Annotated in this window: 13 protein-coding genes and 1 pseudogene; 6 read left to right on the top strand and 8 right to left on the bottom strand. The window is 65.7% G+C overall.

Going from position 1 to position 19,378, the window contains the following annotated elements; genetic code table 11:
* The gene (locus ACCQ03_RS16270; protein WP_057677781.1) at positions 1-978 is read right to left on the bottom strand and encodes a hypothetical protein; all 978 of its coding nucleotides are present in this window, start codon (positions 976-978) and stop codon (positions 1-3) included.
* Positions 979-1,262: 284 nt separating this feature from the next.
* The gene (locus tag ACCQ03_RS16265; RefSeq protein ID WP_005915798.1) at positions 1,263-2,144 is read right to left on the bottom strand and encodes an outer membrane protein assembly factor BamD; all 882 of its coding nucleotides are present in this window, start codon (positions 2,142-2,144) and stop codon (positions 1,263-1,265) included.
* A 120-nt stretch (positions 2,145-2,264) separates the two neighbouring features.
* On the opposite strand from ACCQ03_RS16265, the gene rluD reads away from it, so the two are divergent.
* The 4 genes and pseudogenes from rluD (at position 2,265) to ACCQ03_RS16245 (ending at position 5,021) form a co-directional block, all read left to right on the top strand.
* Positions 2,265-3,260 carry a 23S rRNA pseudouridine(1911/1915/1917) synthase RluD gene (gene rluD / locus ACCQ03_RS16260; protein WP_209225616.1) on the top strand — a complete coding sequence of 332 codons (996 nt, stop codon included), beginning with the start codon at positions 2,265-2,267 and terminating at the stop codon, positions 3,258-3,260.
* A 1-nt stretch (position 3,261) separates the two neighbouring features.
* Complete coding sequence (gene pgeF, locus ACCQ03_RS16255; protein ID WP_209225614.1) at positions 3,262-4,074, top strand: peptidoglycan editing factor PgeF; 813 nt, start codon at positions 3,262-3,264, stop codon at positions 4,072-4,074.
* A gap of 2 nt (positions 4,075-4,076) precedes the next feature.
* Positions 4,077-4,600, top strand: a pseudogene (locus ACCQ03_RS16250) (DUF4166 domain-containing protein).
* On the top strand, positions 4,587-5,021 hold the full coding sequence (locus ACCQ03_RS16245) for a thiol-disulfide oxidoreductase DCC family protein (protein WP_209225612.1): 435 nt from the start codon (positions 4,587-4,589) through the stop codon (positions 5,019-5,021). The pseudogene ACCQ03_RS16250 and the gene ACCQ03_RS16245 overlap by 14 nt, the downstream one beginning before the upstream one ends.
* 152 nt (positions 5,022-5,173) lie before the next feature.
* Here the strand turns inward: ACCQ03_RS16245 and ACCQ03_RS16240 are convergent, their stop codons facing one another.
* The 6 genes from ACCQ03_RS16240 to ACCQ03_RS16215 form a co-directional block, all read right to left on the bottom strand.
* Positions 5,174-7,042, bottom strand: coding sequence for a methyl-accepting chemotaxis protein (locus tag ACCQ03_RS16240; RefSeq protein ID WP_209225609.1), 1,869 nt, complete (start codon positions 7,040-7,042; stop codon positions 5,174-5,176).
* Positions 7,043-7,767: 725 nt separating this feature from the next.
* A complete protein-coding gene (locus tag ACCQ03_RS16235) occupies positions 7,768-10,206 on the bottom strand; it encodes a glucose/quinate/shikimate family membrane-bound PQQ-dependent dehydrogenase (RefSeq protein WP_209225638.1) in 2,439 nt (812 codons plus the stop codon).
* Between the two features lie 671 nt (positions 10,207-10,877).
* Positions 10,878-12,245 carry an alpha,alpha-trehalose-phosphate synthase (UDP-forming) gene (gene otsA, locus ACCQ03_RS16230; RefSeq protein WP_209225607.1) on the bottom strand — a complete coding sequence of 456 codons (1,368 nt, stop codon included), beginning with the start codon at positions 12,243-12,245 and terminating at the stop codon, positions 10,878-10,880.
* Positions 12,242-14,020: a glycoside hydrolase family 15 protein gene (locus ACCQ03_RS16225; RefSeq protein ID WP_057677784.1), complete on the bottom strand. Its 1,779-nt coding sequence runs from the start codon at positions 14,018-14,020 to the stop codon at positions 12,242-12,244. Before ACCQ03_RS16225 ends, otsA begins: the two co-directional genes overlap by 4 nt.
* A gap of 48 nt (positions 14,021-14,068) precedes the next feature.
* Complete coding sequence (gene otsB / locus ACCQ03_RS16220) at positions 14,069-14,827, bottom strand: trehalose-phosphatase (protein WP_209225605.1); 759 nt, start codon at positions 14,825-14,827, stop codon at positions 14,069-14,071.
* 329 nt (positions 14,828-15,156) lie between these two features.
* Entirely contained in the window at positions 15,157-17,592 is a 2,436-nt protein-coding gene (locus ACCQ03_RS16215) for a TonB-dependent receptor plug domain-containing protein (protein ID WP_057677786.1), read from the bottom strand.
* Between the two features lie 221 nt (positions 17,593-17,813).
* Here ACCQ03_RS16215 and ACCQ03_RS16210 point away from each other — a divergent pair, with 221 nt between their 5' ends.
* Positions 17,814-18,287 (top strand): DUF3574 domain-containing protein, encoded by a 474-nt coding sequence (locus tag ACCQ03_RS16210; protein WP_017156981.1) that lies wholly within the window; start codon positions 17,814-17,816, stop codon positions 18,285-18,287.
* Positions 18,254-19,318: an XAC2610-related protein gene (locus ACCQ03_RS16205; protein ID WP_057677787.1), complete on the top strand. Its 1,065-nt coding sequence runs from the start codon at positions 18,254-18,256 to the stop codon at positions 19,316-19,318. Before ACCQ03_RS16210 ends, ACCQ03_RS16205 begins: the two co-directional genes overlap by 34 nt.
* The last annotated feature ends 60 nt before the right edge of the window (positions 19,319-19,378 follow it).

The raw sequence follows: 19,378 nt of genomic DNA, 5'->3' as shown, positions 1-19,378 counted from the left end.
TCACTCGGCTGACGCAGTGGCTGCCGCTGCGGTGGCCGGCGGCTGGGCGAACCGCGTGAGCAGATCCAGGGGCGGCTTTGGTCGGGCCAGGTCGTACATCAGGCCAAAATGGCCTTCGGGCCCCTGGATGGTGGCCTGGTCCACTAACTCATAGACGTTCACCTCGGCCACCACGTCGGCGTAGTTGTCACGCACGTTGCGCAACAGCTGCGCCAGGCTGTCGTAACAGCCCCGATCACCTGCGGTGCCCCCAGTGGTGCTGCCTGTATAAATCTCCGCACAGTTCAGCTCGTTGAAGAATATCGAGGTGTTGTAGGTGCGTGCGGCAGTGCGCAGCTGGCCCAGATACAAGTCCGTCCAGTAGCCGGCATCCTGGTAGAACGCGTAGTAGTGGAAGCTGATGTGGTCGAAGTCGAAGCCGGCCGCCTTGGCTTTTGCCAGAAACCACAGCGAGCCGTTGCGATCGCCCGGGCAGCGCGCGTTGGCGCTGCGATCGTCGCTATTGCAGGCGGTGATGTTGATGGTGAAGCGCAGGCCTGCGCCCAGTTCGTCGGAAGCCTGGCGCATGCCCAGATACATCGTGGTCATTGCGGCGATGCGGGTATCGGCTTCGGCGCGCACCAGATCCTGTTCGTTGCCGATTTCCCAGACCTTGATGTCTGCCGCATAGCGGCGTGCCAGCTGGTAACCGATCTCGCGCGACATCGGGTAGACCATCGGGCGCAGGGTGATGCCGTACTTGCGCGCCAAGGGAACTAGCGCATCCAGCGTTGCGTAGTCGCGCGGGTCGACATCGAACCGGTAGCTGCGCAGGTTGCGCGCTGCCAGCAGTTTGAAGCGTGCCTCGGCCTGGGTCATGGCATAGCCGGGACGGCTGTCGTGCGCGTTGACGCCGTAGACGATGGGGGCTGCGGTGGCGCTGACGGTCACGGCAGCCAGCGAGAGCATGAGCAGCAAAGCGATGATGGCACGAGACATGCGGCTTCCTTGGCTGGCGCTCGCAGGGAGTCGGAGCTGGTTGGGGATGAGTATAGACAGGGGGCCCGGGGGCATTTGGTGACCTGGGGCCGGTTCCAGGATGCACGCGCGACTCCGGCAATGCATCGTGCGCGGGGGAAGCGACTGAAGGCTGTAGGTGCGTCGGCGTCGGCAATCGCCGCCGTGTTGTCGTCGGTACTGCACTTGCCGTGCTGCCGTCATCGTCGCCACAACAAAAAAGAGGCCTTTCGGCCTCTCTTTGGTCATGCGCTGCGCCTGATGTCTCAGTCGCGATTCATCTGCGAATTGCTTTGCCCGGTCGCGGCGGATTTTTCGCCGGCAAACGGGTTGAGCTTGCGGATGGCCCACGGGTATTTCGGCCAGTTGCCGGTCAGCCACGGGTGCTGCGGGTCGTTGAGCTCCAGCACGCGGCGTGCGTCGGCTGCCAAGGTCTTGTTGCCCAGGTGCGTGTAGGCCTCGGCCAGCACTGCGACCGCGTCGTACTGGAAGGCGCTCTGCGGATAGGTTTCGAGCAGGTAGTTGGCACGACCGGCGGCCGACACCCAGGCATCGCGGCGCAGGTAGTACAGCGCGTTGTCCAATTCATGCTGGGCGAAGATGTCGCGCAACTCGATCATGCGCTTGCGTGCGTCGGCGGCGTAACGGCTGTTGGGGTAGCGATCGGTGACGGTATTGAAATCGTTGTAGGCCTGCTGCGGCGAAGACAGGTCGCGGCGGCTCGGGTCCAGCGACCACACGCGGCGCAGGAACACCGTGTCGCGGTTGCTGTTGGCCAGCCCGCGCAGGTAGTACAGATACGAGATGTTGCGGTGGGTCGGGTAGGTACGGATGAAGCGGTCGACGCTGGAGACGGCGTCGTCGTGCTTGCCGGCCTTGTACTGGGCGTAGGCGGTTTCGATCATCGCCTGCTCGGTGTACGGGCCATACGGGTACTGGGCGATCAGGCGCTTGTAGCTGGCTTCGGCGCCGGCCCAGTTGCCTTTCTCCATCAGGTTATGACCCTTGCCGTAGAGCTGCTCGACCGGCATGCCCTCGTCGGGATTCTTGTCCTTGGCGCCGCGGTGGCAGCCGGTGACGACGAACGCCATGACCAGCATGAGGGCAATCAGGCGCGCAGGCGCGGAAAACGTGGACCGTCGGATCATGGGTCTGGGCAGGACGCATCAGGAAAACGAAAGGGCGATGATAGCCTAGTGGCCTGTCCGGCGACTGACTCCTGCTGCCCGGACCCTCAAATTCCCGTTTTTGCCCGAGTAACCGTGTCCATGTCCGACCCTTCTGCCGACCCCACCGACCCGTCCATTCGTCAGGCCGTCGTGCCCGACAGCGCCGCAGGACGGCGTTTCGACGCGGTGCTGGCCGAACTGTTCCCCGAATTCTCGCGCTCGCGGTTGTCGGAGTGGATCAAGTCCGGCGACGCGCTGCTGGACGGCGAAATGGCGCGCCCGCGCGATACCTTGCGCGGCGGCGAGAGCGTGCAGCTGCAGGTGGTGCTGGAAACCCAGACCCACGCCGCGCCGCAGGACATCCCGCTGAGTGTGCTGTACGAAGACGAGCAGGTACTGGTGATCGACAAGCCGGCCGGCCTGGTGGTGCATCCGGGCGCCGGCAACCCGGACGGCACCCTGGTCAATGCGCTGCTGTTCCGCGACCCGGCGCTGGCCTCGGTGCCGCGCGCCGGGGTGGTGCATCGCCTGGACAAGGACACCAGCGGCGTCATGGTGGTGGCGCGCACCGTGCAGGCGCAGACCGCGCTGGTGGAGCAGCTGTCCGCGCGCGAGGTGCATCGCCAGTATCTGGCCGTGGTGGTGGGCGCGCTGGTCTCCGGCGGCACCGCCAATGCCCCGATCGACCGCCACCCGCGCGACCGCCTGAAGATGGCGGTGCTCGACGACGGCCGCGATGCGGTCACCCATTACCGCCTGCGCGAGCGCTTCCGTGCGCACACCGCGCTGGAATGCCGGCTCGAAACCGGGCGTACCCACCAGATCCGCGTGCACATGGCGCACCTGAAATCGCCGATCGTCGGAGACCCGCTGTACGGCGGCGCGCTCAAGCTGCCCAAGGGGGCCACCGATGAGCTGGTGCATGAACTGCGCACCTTCAAGCGCCAGGCGCTGCACGCTGAAACCCTGGAATTCCTGCATCCGGTCAGCGGCGAGCCGGTCCGGGCCAGCGCGCCGGTGCCGGCCGATCTGCAGCGCCTGATGACCGTGCTGCGCGAAGACAGCGCACGCGCCGCCGAGCTGGCACGCCGCTGAGATGTCCATGGCTGCGGCCTTCATCCTGCCAGCCGACTGGCCGGCGCCGCCGCGCATCCGTGCGCTGACCACGCTGCGTCACGGCCTGGGCGGCTCGCTGCCGCCGTTCGACACGCTCAACCTCGGTAACCGCAACAGCGCCGAGGGCGATGTGCCCGAGCAGGTGGAGCGCAACCGGGCACTGCTGGCCGCGGCACTGCAGCTGCCGAGCTCGCCGCAGTGGTTGCGGCAGGTGCACGGCGTGGACGTGGTACGGCTGGATGCACCGCCCACGGCACCCGATTCCACCGACCGCGCGGCGGATCTGCGGCCAGGGGCGCACGAACCGGTTGCCGATGCTGCTGTGACCTCGGCGCCTGGCGTGGTACTGGCAATCCTCACGGCCGATTGCCTGCCGGTCGTGTTCGCTGCCGTCGATGGCAGCGAGGTCGCTGCTGCGCATGCCGGTTGGCGTGGGCTGGCCGACGGTGTGCTGGAGCGCAGCGTGGCCGCGATGCGGACGCCACCGCAACGACTGGTGGCCTGGCTGGGTCCAGCCGCGGGGCCCCAGGTGTATGAAATCGGCGAGGACGTGTTCGGCGCCTTCGTTGCGCACGATGCACAGGCGCAACACGCGTTTGTCGCCACGCGCCCGGGGCACTGGCGGGTGGATCTGTATGCGTTGGCACGTCAGCGGCTGCAGCGAGCCGGTGTGCCGGCCGATGCGGTCCATGGCGGCGGGTTGTGCACCATTTCCGATCCGCAGCGGTTCTTCTCGCATCGCCGCGATCGCCGCAGCGGACGCATGGCCACGTTGGCCTGGATCGCGCCCTGAGCGTGCCGTTGTTCGCACAGGTGCTGGGGCAGGACGCGTTCGCGCAACTGCCTGCGCCGGTGCGCGCGCTGCATTCGGTGCAGCAGCGGCAAACCTTCGCCGGCCGGGCAAGGATTCAACGCGGCGCGCATGCGCTGGTCCCGCTACTGGCGCTGCTGGCCGTTTGCCGCGCAGTGGCGAGGTGGCGGTGGAAGTGGATTTTCTGACCGACGCGCACGGCGAGCGCTGGCATCGGCGTTTTGACGGCATGCTGATGCATTCGCGGCTATGGCGCAATGGCGACCGCTTGCGCGAACACCTGGGCGCGGTGCGCTTTGAATTTTCGCTGCAGGCCGATGCGCAATCGTTGTATTGGCAGGCAACCGGCGTGTGGGCATTCGGGATGATTCGGTTGCCTGTCCGCTGGTTCCGGCAGGTGCGCTGCCGCGAGCATGCCGACGGCGGCCGTTACGGGTTTCTGGTGGACGTGCAGTTGCCGCTGGTAGGGCCGTTCATTCGATATGAGGGCTGGCTTGAACCGCGCTGATCAATCGCCTGTCGCGCCGCCTGCGGCGCAGGCCACCATCGTCTTTGATGGCGTGTGCCTGCTCTGCAATGGCTGGGTCAAATTCCTGCTGCGCCACGATCGGCGTGGGCGCTATCGCTTTGCCGCCATGCAGGGGCACGCCGGGCGCGCACTGTTGCAGCAGCACGGCCTGGACCCGGACGACCCGTTGTCGTTTCTCCTGGTGGACGCCACCGGTGCCTGGACCGATAGCGACGCGATCGTGCGCGTGCTTGCGGGATTGGGCGGGCTCTGGCGGTTGAGTGGAGTGCTGCGCCTGGTCCCGCGGCGCGTGCGCGATCTCGGCTACCGGCTGATCGCACGCAATCGTTACCGCTGGTTCGGCCGCCGCGATCACTGCCTGCTGCCCACGCCCGAGCAGCACGCGCGGTTTCTGGACTGAGGCACTGCACGTACGTCGTGCGCGGCAATTGGCTGGCGCACCCGGCGATCCCGACCAACGGCGCGTACGAGCGCGCCTGAGCGCGAGGAGCATTCCCGGGAAAGCCCGGTCGCGCCCGGGTGCGCTCCTACGAATGGCTACGCATGCCGGGCTTATGCCGCGTTGTGGAGGCTGGCGCGCGCGATGTTGGAGGCGCCGGGGCGGGTGTCGGACTGCAGGCGGAAGATGGAGACCGCATCGGCCAGTTCCACCGCCTGTTCTTCCAAGCTGCGCGCGGCGGCGGTGGCTTCTTCCACCAGCGCGGCGTTGCGTTGGGTCACTTCATCCAACTGCGCGACCGTGCGGTTGACCTGCTCGATCCCGCTGGACTGCTCGGCGCTGGCTGAGGTGATCTCGCTCATGATGTCGGTGACGTGTTTGACCGAGCCGACGATCTCGCGCATGGTCGCGCCTGCGCGGTGCACCAGGCCCGAACCCAGTTCCACCTTGTCGGTAGAGTCGGCGATGAGCGTCTTGATCTCTTTGGCCGCATCGGCCGAGCGCCGCGCCAGTGCGCGCACTTCCGAGGCCACCACAGCAAAGCCGCGGCCCTGTTCGCCGGCACGCGCGGCTTCCACCGCAGCGTTGAGCGCCAGGATGTTGGTCTGGAACGCAATGCCGTCGATCACACCGATGATCTCGCCGATCTTGCGCGAGGCGGTGCTGATCTGGCCCATGGTGGCGACCACCTCGTCCATCACCTGGCCGCCGCTCTGCGCCACGTCGCCGGTGCCGACGACCAGGCGATTGGCCTGCAGCGCGCTCTCGGCGTTCTGCTTCACGGTGGAGGTGAGTTCTTCCATCGAGCTTGCGGTTTCTTCCAGATTGGCCGCCTGTTGCTCGGTGCGTTCGGAAAGATCCATGTTGCCGGCGGCGATTTCCACCGCGGCCTGGCGGATGGTGTCCGATGCGGTCTGGATGCCGCCGATGATTTCGGTGAGGCGGGTGACGGTCTGGTTGGTGTCGTCGCGCAGGCGCGCGAAGATACCGTGCGCATCGCCGTCCACACGCTGGGTGAGGTCGCCTTCGGCCAGCGCACCGATCACGCGCGCCAGTGCGGCCAGATGGGTTTCCACCGAGTCGTAGATGCGGTTGATGCCTTGCGCCAGGCTCAGCAGCACACCGTCCATGCCGTCGACCTGCATGCGACGGCTGAAATCGCCAGCGGAGGCGGCGTCGATGATCTGGATCAGTGCCTGCTCGGCGTTGACCTGCGCGGTGACGTCCATCCACTGCGCGATGGTGCCGAGCTTGGTGCCGTCGGCGCCGATGATCGGGCTGTAGACGAAGTCGATCTGGCGGCCGAAGAACGGCGCACGCACGGCCTTGGAGGCATTCAACGCGCGCATGCGGTCGATCGCGGCCTGGCTGTCGGGATAGATGTCGCCGATGCTGCCGCCGACGAAGCCTTCGGCATGGAAGCTGGGACGGAAGCTCTGTACATCCGGCTCGATCAGCTTGAGCATGGCGAGCAGTTTGCGGTTGGCAAACAGCACCTGGCCATCGTCGTCGGCGATGCGGATCATGGTGTCCAGATCGTCCAGCGCCTTGATCACGAATTGGCCATGGCGCAGGCCTTGCTCCATCACGTCGATGCGGATGGCGAGCTTGTCCTGGGCATCCTGCAACGCATGCAGCAACGGCGCGAGGTCGCCGGAGGCGTTGCGCAGGTCCAGACGCTGGATGCGTCCTTCGCCGATCGCCACCGCCGCACGCATTGCCTGCTGCAACTGGCCGTCGTGACGCCGGCGCGACCACCACCAGAGCCCGGCGCTTGTCGCGCCCAACACCAGCAGGGCGGGCAGCACGCGTCCGAGCCCGCTCAGGAAGCCGCCGGGCACCAGCGTGGCGGCATAGCAGGCCAGCAACGCCAGCAGCGCGATATGTGCAGCGGCGGGCAGCCATGCGGTCCAGGTAGCGCGCGCAACGTGCCGACCGGCAGGCGGTTGGGCAACGGGGGCGGCATCGTGTGCAAGCGACATAGGCTGAGTCCAGCTGGATGATCTGAGAAGGGGGAGCGGCATCGGCAGTCCATGGCCCGCAATGGGGGTATCGGCGGCTGAGTCCGAATCATGATGATGTGAAGGCGCCGTTCGTCGGAATGTGGCAACCAGGTCCCGAAATGGCAGGATGTCATTGATATGGAAGCGATTTCAGTTCGCCAGGGTATGTGCGTCGGGTGCGATCAAATGCGCCCACGCGTCAATTTGATTGTAAATTCCGCGTGAAAAATCCCTGTGCGTGCCGAATGCCCGGCAATGTCGGCGAGCTGCGATTTGGGGTGGACAAACCCCTCCTGGGAATGGTGCTGGTTGGCTTGTCGACCTGCGCGGGCTCTGGATTGGCACCCACACAGGCCTTTGGCTGCTGCATGGGGGCGCCGGCCTCGGAGGTTGGCGTGGATCCGGACGTCCACGACGCAGGTTTGACAGCCAACCCACGTCGGTCGCGCGTCTTGCGCTGGGCCGACATCCTCGGATTGGACCCACGAGCCTTGGCCGCACCTGGATGCGCGCGCACAAAAAAACCGGCCGCCTCGCGACGACCGGTTTGATTGATGCGTCCGTCGGCCCCGGGCCGACGGCAGGTTGCCTATGCGCCAGCACGCAGCCAGGCGGGTGAGGCGCAGCGGCCGATGCAGTGCAGACTGCATGCGCTGATGCGCATCAGCGCACTGCCTGGCCGCGTGGTGCGTGGAGCGCGGCCGTCACTTGGCAGGCGCGGCCTGCGCATCGTCCGGCAGGGCCCAGGCAATGACGCTGTCGCCCGACTTGGTTTCCATGCGGTCGTGTCCACCGACGGCAGCCACGATGTACTGCTTGCCGTTGATGGTGTAGCTCATCGGCGCTGCCTGCGGGCCGGCGGGCACGCGGGTCTCCCAGACCTGCTTGCCGGTGCGGGTGTCGAAGCCGCGCATGAAGTCGTCCAGGCTCGCGCCGATGAAGGTCACTCCGCCAGCGGTGGCCAGCGAGCCGCTGTTGTTGGGCGTGCCGATTTCGAACTTGGTCTTGGACGGGATACCCATCGGGCCCTGGTCATAACCGGTACCCAACGGACGGCGCCAAATCACCTGCTGCGTGCGCAAGTCGACACCGGCAATGTAGCCCCACGGCGGTGCCACGCAGGGGGTGTTGAGCGGCGACATCCACGGCTCCTTGCGTGCGCCGTAGGCCAGGCCCTTCTGCGCCATGTAGCCGGGCGTCTTGCTCTTGCCGTCGAACACCGAGACCACGCCCAGCTCGTCCATCTTCTGGCGGGTATACACCTGCAGGGTGTAGGGCAGGCGATTGCTGTTCATCACCATGATGCCGCGCTGCAGGTCCACCGAAACGCCGCCCCAGTTGATGCCGCCGTGGTTGCCGGTGAATGCCAGCGACCCCTGCAGGGTGGGTGGGGTGAACATGCCTTCGTAGCGCAGCTGCTTGAACTGGATACGGCACACCAACTGGTCGAACGGGGTCATGCCCCAGGCATCGGATTCGATGATTTTTTCGAACTCGCGGCTCGGCGCGCCCACGGTGTTGGGCATGCCCGGCGAGATCGGCTGCGTGGCAGCGGTCCAGTCACCGTGGTCGGTTCCCTGCGGTACCGGGATCTGCTTGACCGGCATGATCGGCTCGCCGGTGGCGCGGTCCAGCACGAACACCTGGCCGGACTTGGTCGCCTGGATCACCGCAGCACGCGTGCCGCCGCCGGCGACCGGCCAATCGACCAGGTTCGGCTGCGGGCCGATGTCGTAATCCCACAAGTCGTGATTGACGGTACGGAAATGCCAGCGCTCCTTGCCGGTGGCGGCATCCACCGCAACCAGCGAGGCGGTGTATTCCTCGTCCTGCGGGGTGCGGCCCTTGCCGAAGAAGTCTCCGGACGCATTGCCGGTGGGCAGATAGACCAGACCCAGCTCGTCGTCGGCGGCCATCAGCGACCACACGTTCGGGGTGGAGCGGGTGTAGGTCTGGCCGGCCGGCGGCTCGGCGGTGATCGCCGGGTTGCCCAGGTCCCAGGCCCAGCGCAGCTGGCCGGTCAGCGCATCGAAGCCACGCACCACGCCGGACGGCGCATCGCCTTCCTGACCGTCGCGGACCTGGCCGGTCGGCTGGATCACCACACCGCGCATCACCACCGGCGGCGAGGTCGGGCCGACGAAGCCCGGCTTGGTGTTGCCGGTGCCCGCATTCAGATCGACATAGCCGTTGTTACCGAAGCTGGTGCACAGCTTGCCGGTCTGCGCGTCCAGCGCGCCCAGGCGGCCATCGACCATCGGCCAGAAGATCCGGGTCGGGCACTCGGCGGTGCCTTCGGGTGCCTGGTAATACGACACGCCACGGCAGGTGGTGGCAGCCACACCCGCCATCGCCTTGGGATTGGTCTGCGGATCGAAGCGCCAGCGCTCCTTGCCGTTGGCTGCTTCCACCGCGATCACCTTCTGGGTGGGGGTGCAGATGTAGAGCAGGTCGCCGACCTTGAGCGGGGTGTTCTGGAAGGCGTAGCCCAGCTTGGAATCCTTGGGCTTGAGATCGCCGGTGTGGAATTCCCAGGCCACCTTGAGATTCTTCACGTTGTCCGGGGTGATCTGCGCGCCGGGGGTGTAGTGGTTGGACAGGTTGGAGCCGGCATAGGAGGTCCAGTTGCTGGCGTCGTGGTTGGCCGCGACGTTGCCGTCGGGGCTGGGCACGGTGCCGCGGCTGAAGGCCGTTGCGTTGTCGGCCGGCAGCTTGGAGGCATCGGCCAGCTCGACATTGCGCGGCATCAGCAGCGGCCACAGGATCAGCGCCGCCCCCAGGATCGGCAGCACGCCGGTCACCAGCGCATAGCCCAGCCCGGATAGCGGCTGCATGCGACGACGCGCCACACCCCAGAACGGCAGCAGCACCAGGCCGAGCACCGACATCATGGCCAGGCGCGGTACCAAGCCCCAGCCATCCAGGCCCACTTCCCACAGCGCCCAGGCGATGGTGCCGGCCAGCGTGGCGCCAAACAGCCACAGCCCGGCGCGCTTGCCCAGCGCGAGCAGGACGCCCGCCAGGAACAGGGCAATGCCCGCGATCAGGTAATACCAGGAGCCGCCCACGGCCACCAGGCGGCCGCCTTGATAGGCGAGCACCGCGCCGAGCACGGCGATCACCACGGCATAGGCCACCAGCAACCAGGTGCCTAGCCCACGTTTTGAGGATTGATCAGTCATTTTGAGATGTCAGGAAGGACTCAGGCACCAGCGAGCGGTGGCGAGTCGTGGAGGGAGAGCGATCGCAGGCGCCAACACGCGGCCCCGGATCTAGATACGAACGTCGAACGCTATGAACGCGCAGCCCCTCCCAGGGTCCTCAGCGCTAATCATGCAAATATTTTAGACCCCCGAACGCCCTTTGTCCGTGACGGAATAGGAACCAGCGTTCCAACCTGCACGTTTGGCACACCGGAAACATGCGGATTTTGAACGCCTTGCGAAGTGCATGCGGTACTTGCACAGCCATCGGCGACATGCGCTGCTGCTAAGCGCGACCACGATCGAAGAGCAGGGTGCAGCCGCGCACGTGGCGTTGCGTGTGACTGCCGTGTCGATCGCAGCTGCAGACTGTCGACGTGCGAGCTAATCATCCCATTGCGAGTCGGGGCAGCTTGGCCAAACGCCGCAGCTGCTCAATATGGCTGCGTCATGCATTGGCCAAACGCAGCAGCCGCTCAATATAGCTGCGCCACGCAGCGCATCTCTAGGAGCTCCGGACTTCACTCTGATTGCGGCCGCACCCACGTCCGCATTTCGGGCACCGTCTCCTTCATTGAGGAGAACAATGCCCTGGTGGGAAAAGGTTTGCCTTACACCTCAGACAGCGCTTGCAGATAGCGCTGGCGCCAGTGGTTGATATTGTTCTTGCGCAGGTGGTCCATCATTGCGTGCCAGCGTTCGATGCGGCTTGCCAGCGGCATGCTTGCCGCTGTGGCGATCGCGTCGGCCACGCCATCCAGATCGTGTGGGTTGACCAGCAGTGCTTCCTTCATTTCATCGGCTGCACCTGCAAACAGCGACAACACCAGCACACCCGGATCTGCCGGATCCTGCGCGGCCACGAATTCCTTGGCAACCAGGTTCATGCCATCGCGCAATGGCGTGACCAGACACACCGAGGCCGCGCGATAGAAGCCCGTCAGCGTGGCATGGCTGAAGTTCTGATTGACGTAGCGCAGCGGCGTCCAGTCCGGCTCCGCATGTCCGCCATTGATGTGGCCGGCGATCTGTTCGAGCTGGCTGCGCAATTGGCGGTATTCGGTGACATCGCCGCGCGAGACCGGCGCGATCTGCAGATAGGTCAGGCTGCCGGATTGATCCGGATACCGCTCCAGGTAGCGCTCGAAACCCTGAAAGCGCTCCGGTAAGCCCTTGGAATAATCCAGGCGGTCTACACCGATGGCCAACTGACGGCCACGCAGGCTTTCGCGCAGATCACGTACCGCCTGCTTGCCGGCAGACGCCTTGGCCTGGTGGGCAATCAGGTCGGTGTCGATCCCGATCGGGAACGAAGAAGCGTTAAAGCGGCGCCCACCCGGGCCTTCCACCAGATCGCCTTCCAGAATGCGGCCACCGCCAAACAGGCGTACATAGGCTTTGAAACGTTCGGCATCGCGCTGGGTCTGGAATCCGACCAGGTCGTATGCGTAGAAGGTACTGAACAGGCGCGCGTGATCGGGCATGGCCTGCACCAGATCGGCCGACGGCATCGGTACGTGCAGGAAGAAGCCCATCTTGCAGCCCACGCCCAGCTCGCGCAGCATCGCGCCGAGCGGAATCATGTGGTAATCGTGGATCCACAGCGTGTCGCTGTCTTTCAGCAGCGGCGCGAGTTTTTCGGCAAATAGCCGATTGACGCGCATATAGCCTTCGCGGGTGGCGCGATCATAATCGACCAGGTCCAGGCGGAAGTGCAGCAAGGGCCACAGCGTGCGATTGGCGAAGCCGTTGTAGTACGAATCGATGTCGCGCTTGTTGAGGTCCATGGTGACGAAGGTGATGTCGCCTTCGGTCTGCTCGTGCATGCCACCGCTGTCGCCGCGCACGGTCTTGCCGCTCCAGCCAAACCACATGCCGCCGCGCTCCTTGAGCGCTGCCAACAAGCCAACCGCCAGGCCGCCGGCGCGGTTTTCGCCAGGCACTGCAACACGGTTGGATACCACCACCAAACGACTCATGACGCCTCCTGCCAGCTCCGCGACAAGCGCATCGCTGCGATGATCAAGCCAACATGCGAATAGGTCTGGGGGAAGTTGCCCCAGGCTTCGCCGTCCTCGAACGATAGATCTTCCGACAGCAAGCCAAGGTGATTGCGGCGCGAAAGGATGCGTTCGAACAATTCACGTGCCTCGTCCTTGCGCCCGATCGCGGCCAGTGCGTCGATGTACCAGAAGGTGCAGATGGTGAAGCTGGTTTCCGGCTCACCGAAGTCATCCGGTGCGATGTAGCGGTATAGCGCATCGCCGTGCTTGAGCACGCGGCCAACGGCTTCGACCGTGCGCACGAAGCGGGTGTCGTCGTTGGCCACGATCCCGATATCGGCCAGCAACAGCAGCGATGCATCGAGCCGATGGCCGCCGAGGGTATCGGTGAAATGGCCGTGTTCGTCGCTCCATGCCTCGGTCAATACGCGCTCGCGGATGCTGTCGGCACGTTCGCGCCAGTAGGTGCTGCGCTCGGGCAGCGCCAGCCGGTCGGCAATCTTGGACAGGCGATCGCATGCCGCCCAGCACATCGCGGCGGTGTAGGTATGCACTTCGGCGCGGCCGCGAAATTCCCACAGGCCGGCGTCGGGCACGTTGTGCAATGCATAGGCGCGCTCGCCCAGCGGTTCAAGCCGGCGGAAGGTGTCGGCATCGCCTTGATCCTTCAGGCGCAGGTCGAAGAACAGCTGGGTGGACGCCAGCACCACGCTGCCATAGACATCGTGCTGCTGCTGGATCCATGCCAGGTTGCCGCGCCGCACCGGGCCCATGCCGCGGTAACCGGCCATGGTGTCCACTTCGTGTTCTTCCAGCTGCGATTCGAAGCCGATGCCGTACAGCGGCTGCATGGTGCCGTCAGTGGTGGCGATATTGAAGATGTAGCCGATGAACTGCTCCATCGTGCGGGTTGCGCCAAGCCGGTTGAGCGCACGCACCACGAAGGCGGCATCGCGTAGCCAGCAATAGCGGTAATCCCAGTTGCGCGGCGTATTGGGCGCTTCCGGGATCGAAGTGGTCATTGCCGCGATGATCGCGCCGCTGTCTTCGTACTGGCACAACTTGAGCGTGATCGCGCTGCGAATCACCGCTTCCTGCCAGTCCAGCGGAATGGACAGGTAACGCACCCATTCGCGCCAGTATTCTTCGGTGCGTTCCTGCGCTTCCTGCACGTAACCGTTGAGCGAGCGGGTCAGCGATTCGTCCACGCCCAGCACCAGGCTCACCGGATGGCTGAGCACGAACGGCAAGCCGTCGCGTACGAAGCGTACCGGCACATCGGTGGTCAGGCGCAGGGTGAATTCCGGCAACACCCAACGGATGTGATTGCTGCCCCAGGTGGTGTCCGGCGTGCGGCCGCCCCAGTCGGCCAACGGGCGGGCGCGCACGATGATGCGGGGGTTGCCGCTCAGTGGCCGGATCTGGCGGATGATGCTGACAGGCCGATAGAAGCGCCCGTTGTTGCGCCAGCGCGGCGCAAAATCAATGACTTCCACCTCGCCGCCCTTGCTGTCGCGCAACACCGTGCGCAGCACAGCGGTATTGGGCAGGTAGTGCTGCTCGCTGCTGGCGAAATCTTCCAGTTCCACGGCGAAGTCGCCGCCTTCGGTCTTGGGCGAGAGCAGCGTGCAAAAGGCCGGGTCGCCGTCGAATGCCGGCAGGCAGCTCCACACCACACGTGCCTGCCGATCGACCAGTGCACCGAAACTGCAGTTGCCGATGACGCCCAGATCCAGGTTTGGCTCGGTCATGGAGTGCAAACGATCCTGTTGAAGTGAAAGAGAGAAGGTGCGCTGTGCTCAGCGATTGCGTGCATTGCGCTGTAGCCACGCGTGGACGTCGGCGGTGCCATCGACGCGGAAGCGCGCGCTGGTCTGCGCGCGATCGCCCACCAGCACGCTCCAGCCGCCGAGCCGGTTGGCGGCATCGAAGCCGAATTCGTCGGTGAGGTCGTCGCCGACGAACACCGGCGTGCGGCCGGCGAAGGTGCCGTGCTGCATCAGCTGTTCGACCGCCAGGCCCTTGTTGCTGCCCTCGGGAACGAATTCCACCACGTGGTCGCCGGGCTGCAGGCGATAGCCGGAAAGCTGGGCGATTTCCTGCTGCGCGAAGGCGAGCACCTCGGGGCCGGCCTGCAGCCGGGCGCGCCAATGCAGCGCCACGCTGGCGCCCTTGTCTTCGACCAGCACGCCTGGGTGTTGGTGGGTCAGCGCCGCGGCGCGTTGATGCAGGCCGTGCAGCCACTCGGAGGTGTCTTGCGGCATTGCCGCGCGTGCCGCCAGATCGCTGCGCAGTTCATGCCCGTGCAGACCGGCGGCCGGCAGCAGCAAGGGAGCGAACAGGGCATCCAGCTGGGCAAGTGGCCGACCGCTGACCAGCGCAACGGCGCCCTTGAGGCGCTTGCTCAGCAGGCCGATGGCCTCGCGCACTTCGGGCAATAGCTGCACCGCCTCGGGGCGGTCGGCAAAGTCGATGAGGGTGCCGTCCACGTCCAGGAACAATGCACAGGCATCGTCCAGCAATGGCGGCGACGGTAGGGGGGGATGCGCGTCTGCCATCCGGGCAGTGTGCGCAAAGCGGTGTGAGATTCAGGTTATGGAACGGGGGGATTGGGGAGTCGGGATTGGGGATTCGTGCAAAGCAGGGCGCGCCAATCCCGATCCCGAACCGCCTTTGATGGCGTGCGCCATGGCCCTGCCAGTCAGTTCCGCTACCGTCTTGGGCACCGGATATGCATGGCAGGGCCACGCCTGCCAATCTCGAGTCTCCAATGCCAACGATTGCCGATTGCCTGGACGGTGTCGTAGTGGAGGCAAGGCCAATCTGGATTAGGGATTAGGGATTCGCAGCAATGCTGCTCTTGCCAATCCCGAATCCCGATCCCGCATCAGAAGCTGTACCGCACCCGTCCATACCAGTACGCGCCGTTGCTGCCGATCGGCGAGAGCACGTCGTAAGGCAGGTTGCCGAAGTAAGCGATGTCGTCGATGGACCGGTCCGAGTAGTTGTCCAGGATGTTCTGCCCGCCGATGGCCAGCGTCCATTGCGTGCCCAGGTGGTATTCGGCTTCCAGGTCCAGTTGCCACTCGGCGCCGTAAGTCTGGCGCGGTACGAAGCCGCCGCCGAAATCGAACACGCGGGTGGCGCTGCCGTAGCGGTTGACGCGCGTCTGCAGGTTCCAGCGCTCGTTGCTCCAGTTCGCGGCAAGCGAGGCGCGGGTGCGCGGTGCGGCGTCGGTAAGCGTATTGCTTTCTTCCACGCCGAACAGCACGTACTCCGGGTTCAGTGCGAGCAGCTGGGCCGGGGTGGCGATGATGTTTTCCAACTCGGTCTTGGCGTAGCTGTAGGTGCCGGTCAGCAGCAGGTCGCCGCCAAAGGCGTACTGACGCCAGTTGGCAACCAGCTCGGCGCCGCGGGTGCGGGTGTCGGCGGCATTGAGGAAATAGCTGGCGCTCTGCACGCCGGTGACGCCGTAGTTCTGCTGCACGAAGCTGGTCAGCGCATCGCCGGTAATGTCTTCGGACAGCGCAATGCGGTCGTCGATATCGATCTGGAAAAAGTCCAGCGACACGTCGAAGTGATCGCCCAGCTTGCTGGTGAAGCCCAGGCTGTAGTTGACCGACTTTTCCGGCTTCAGATCGGTGGCGCCCAGTCCGCGCGCGATGGGGTTGTTGACCGACAGCAGGCGCCCCTGGGTCAGGCGGCCGGCGGCGTCGTAACCGGTGGAGGTGGCTTCATACCCGATCTGGCTGAGCGAAGGCGCGCGCACGTTGTTGGAGATGGCACCACGCAGCGCAAAGGCCGGTGCGAACGCGTAGCGTGCGGCCAACTTGCCGGTCCATTGGCTGCCGAAATCCTGGTAATGCTCGTAGCGGCCGGCCAGGTCGGTGGAGAACTTGTCGCCGAACTGGCTGGAGACGTTGGCGTAGGCGCTGGCAACGTTGCGCGACAGGTCGGCTTCGTCCTGCGGGGTGAGCCCGCCGCCGGCCTGCGAACCGGTGGGACGATCGGTGAACGGGCCGGCCGCGTAGCTGGCGGGGTCGCCGGCGTGGGTGCGGTATTGCTCGCGGCGGAACTCGGCGCCGGTGCCGAAGGTATGGGTGGCGCCGGCGGCGTCGAACACGCGGGTCAGGTCGAGGTTGCCCACGGTCTGCGCGAAGGCGAAATCGCCGGTCTTGAAGCGTGTGGGGCTGCTGGGCCCCAGCGATGCATTGAGCGAGTTGCGTAGCCGGTAGGTGAAGTCGTTGCGGCCGTAGTTGACGCTGGCGTCGTAATCCCAGTTGCCCCATTGCCCGCGCGCACCGGCCACGAGTTGCAGGTCGCGATTCTCGCCTTCGGAAATCGGGCGGTAGCCGTTGGGGTAGATCTCGCGCCAGTTGGCGCTGCTGTCCGGGTAACGGAAGTAATTGGCGCCTTCGGTATCGCGCTGGTTGTAGGTGCCGAAGGCGTAAAACTCGCCGCTGGCGCTGAACGGAACCTTGGTGTTGAGCCAGGCATTGAGGCCCTTGGTGGCGCCGTCGCCGAGCACGTAATTGCGCTGGCCCCGCAGCGCCAGATTGGCCGGGGTCTGTTCTTCGAACGAGGGAATCTGATCGAAGCCGGCGCGGTTGGTTGCCTCGCGGTTCTTCAGTTCCAGGCCGACCTTGAAGAAGCCGCCGTCGTCGCCCAGCAGCGAGCCGACCTTGGCGCTGGCGTAGCTGGTCTGGCCGTCGGTGACACGACGGTCGATCGGCTTCACATCGGTGTTGTAGGCGCCGAAGCTGGCTTCCAGTTCGCCGCGTTCGGGGTTGTCGTCCAGGATCACGTTGATGACCCCGGCGATCGCATCCGAGCCGTATTGCGCCCCGGCCCCGTCGCGCAGCACTTCGATGCGCTTGATCGCGTTGATCGGGATCGAATTGAAATCCACCGGCGTGGTGCCCTTGCCGATCTTGCTGTCGGTGTTGACCAGCGCAGAGGTGTGGCGGCGTTTGCCGTTGACCAGCACCAGCACCTGGTCGGGTGAGAGCCCGCGCAGCTGCGCGGCGCGGATATGGTCGGCGCCGCCGGAGTTGGACTGACGCGGGAAGTTGAACGAGGGCAGCAGCGCCTGCAGTGCGCTGCCCAGCTCGCCGTTGACCACGCCGGCCTTGCGGATGTCTTCGGCGGTGAGCACGTCCACCGGCACGGTCGATTCCAGTACGGTGCGGTCGCTGGCACGGGTGCCGGTGACGATCACGGTGTCCAGGGTGGTGGCGCCGGCATCGGCCTGCTGGGCTTGCGCGTTGGCGCTGAGCACGGCGGCGATGGCCAGGCCAATCACCGAAAGGGTGGGGCGGGTCATGCTGTTCTCTCTCCTGCAACTGCAACGCGCCGCGCGGTCGGCATCCGGCCGGGCTGGGCGCAAAGAGGGCGGATTGTCCACATTCATCCGGATGGAAAGATATTATCGCGTTGTTCAGGCCGGCGCGAGATGGCACAGTCCGTGCGCGCCGGCATGAGCTGATATCAGCCTTGCATGAGCCTGCCCCAAATCCTGTCCCCCGATCTGTTGTGGAGAAGTCGATGAAGTTGCTGCCGTCTTGCCTGCTTGCCGCCATGTTGGCGCTGACCGCATGCGCCACCACGCCCGGCACCGCGCCGACCGCGACCACTGCCAGCCTGCAGGGCGATGCAGCGCGGCCGGCGGCGGCACGGGGTTGGGTGCGCAGCGAGCTGTATTTCGGCGTCGGCGAGGAATCCGGCCCGGCCGACCGCCCGCAGACCCGCACCATCGACGAAACCCAATGGCGCGCGTTTCTGGACAAGGAAGTGACTCCGCGCTTCCCCGATGGTCTGACCGTGTTCGACGCCTACGGCCAATGGTTGTTCCGCGGCGCCAAGGAGCCGAACCGGCTGGGGACCAAGGTGCTGGTGATCCTGCACGAAGACACCCCGCAACGGCGCAGCGACATCGAGGCGATCCGGCTGGCCTGGAAGCAGGCCACCGGACACCAGTCGGTGCTGTGGTCGCGGCAGCCGGTCGAGGTCTCGTTCTGAGTCGGCGGCCTGGCTTGCGCACTGACAGGTCCGTACAGGTGCCGGCCACCACGCTCGCCGGCGTTGGTGGTCGTATGCCGCGCGTCCTCCGGCGCGGGCGGGTATCGCATGCGTCGTCGGGGAGCGCGTATTTGCGCACCGGTTCCGGCCAGCTGCGCATGCGCCTTGGCGCGTTGCAGTTGCCGCCCATGCGCACCGCGCGCGCACTGTTGGTTGCGATGGCAGGCGGGCTGGCGTTCGGCGCTGCGGCAGACGACACAAGTCTTCGTTTAACGCTAGATGCGCACACCCATGCGACCGCCACCTTGGTCGGCCAGCGCCTGCATGTGGTGCTGTCTCCCGGCGATACCGAACAGTGGTTCGACGCGAATGTGGACGATGGCGAGGGCGGCGCGCAGCTGCGCAGCGACGACTACAACTTCGACGGGCGCCCGGATCTTGCGGTGTCGGCAATGCTGGGTCAGGTCAACGAGGCGGTGTGGGTCTTTGTGTTCGATCCTGCAAAGCGCCGCTTTCATGCGCTCGCTGCACCGACGCGGCCGACGGTGCAGTGCGAAGGATTCTTCAATCTGGTTGCGGATCAACAGCAACGCAGCCTGACCAGTTCCTGCCGCAGTGGGCCGATGTGGTACGCGGATGTCTACCGCTACGACGCTGGCGGGCGGTTGTACGTCTGGCGGACGCAGCAGCGGATCGAGTCGCCGCAGATCCAGACCTTGCTGGATTCGGGAAGCGAGGATGGCATGCCTTTATCGGTGTGGCCGATGTACGACCCGCGCGGCACCAAGGTGGCAAGCGAAATCGGCACCACGCTCGAAGAACCCATGCCGGTGCAACTGCATGTACAGGTGGCGCGTTTGCCGCTGTACGCCACGCCGACGGCCACCGCCACCAAGCGCTATCTGGTGCGCGGCGATCAGGCCGATGCGCTGGACGTCAGCGCCGATGGTAGGCGGCTGCAGGTGCGTTATCGCAGTGCCGGCCGCAGCGACAGCGTGGGCTGGATCGATGTGGATGCAGCGATGCAGTAGCGGGCGATGGCGCCGGGCTGCCTGCTCACGGACAGCCCGATGGCCCCATGGCCGCGACAC

The organism is Xanthomonas sp. NCPPB 3569, assembly GCF_041475645.2.
In the GTDB taxonomy this organism is placed as follows: Bacteria; Pseudomonadota; Gammaproteobacteria; order Xanthomonadales; family Xanthomonadaceae; genus Xanthomonas; species Xanthomonas phaseoli.
The sequence above is the reverse complement of the archived record's forward strand: the minus strand, read 5'-3'. Positions and strand labels throughout refer to the sequence as shown.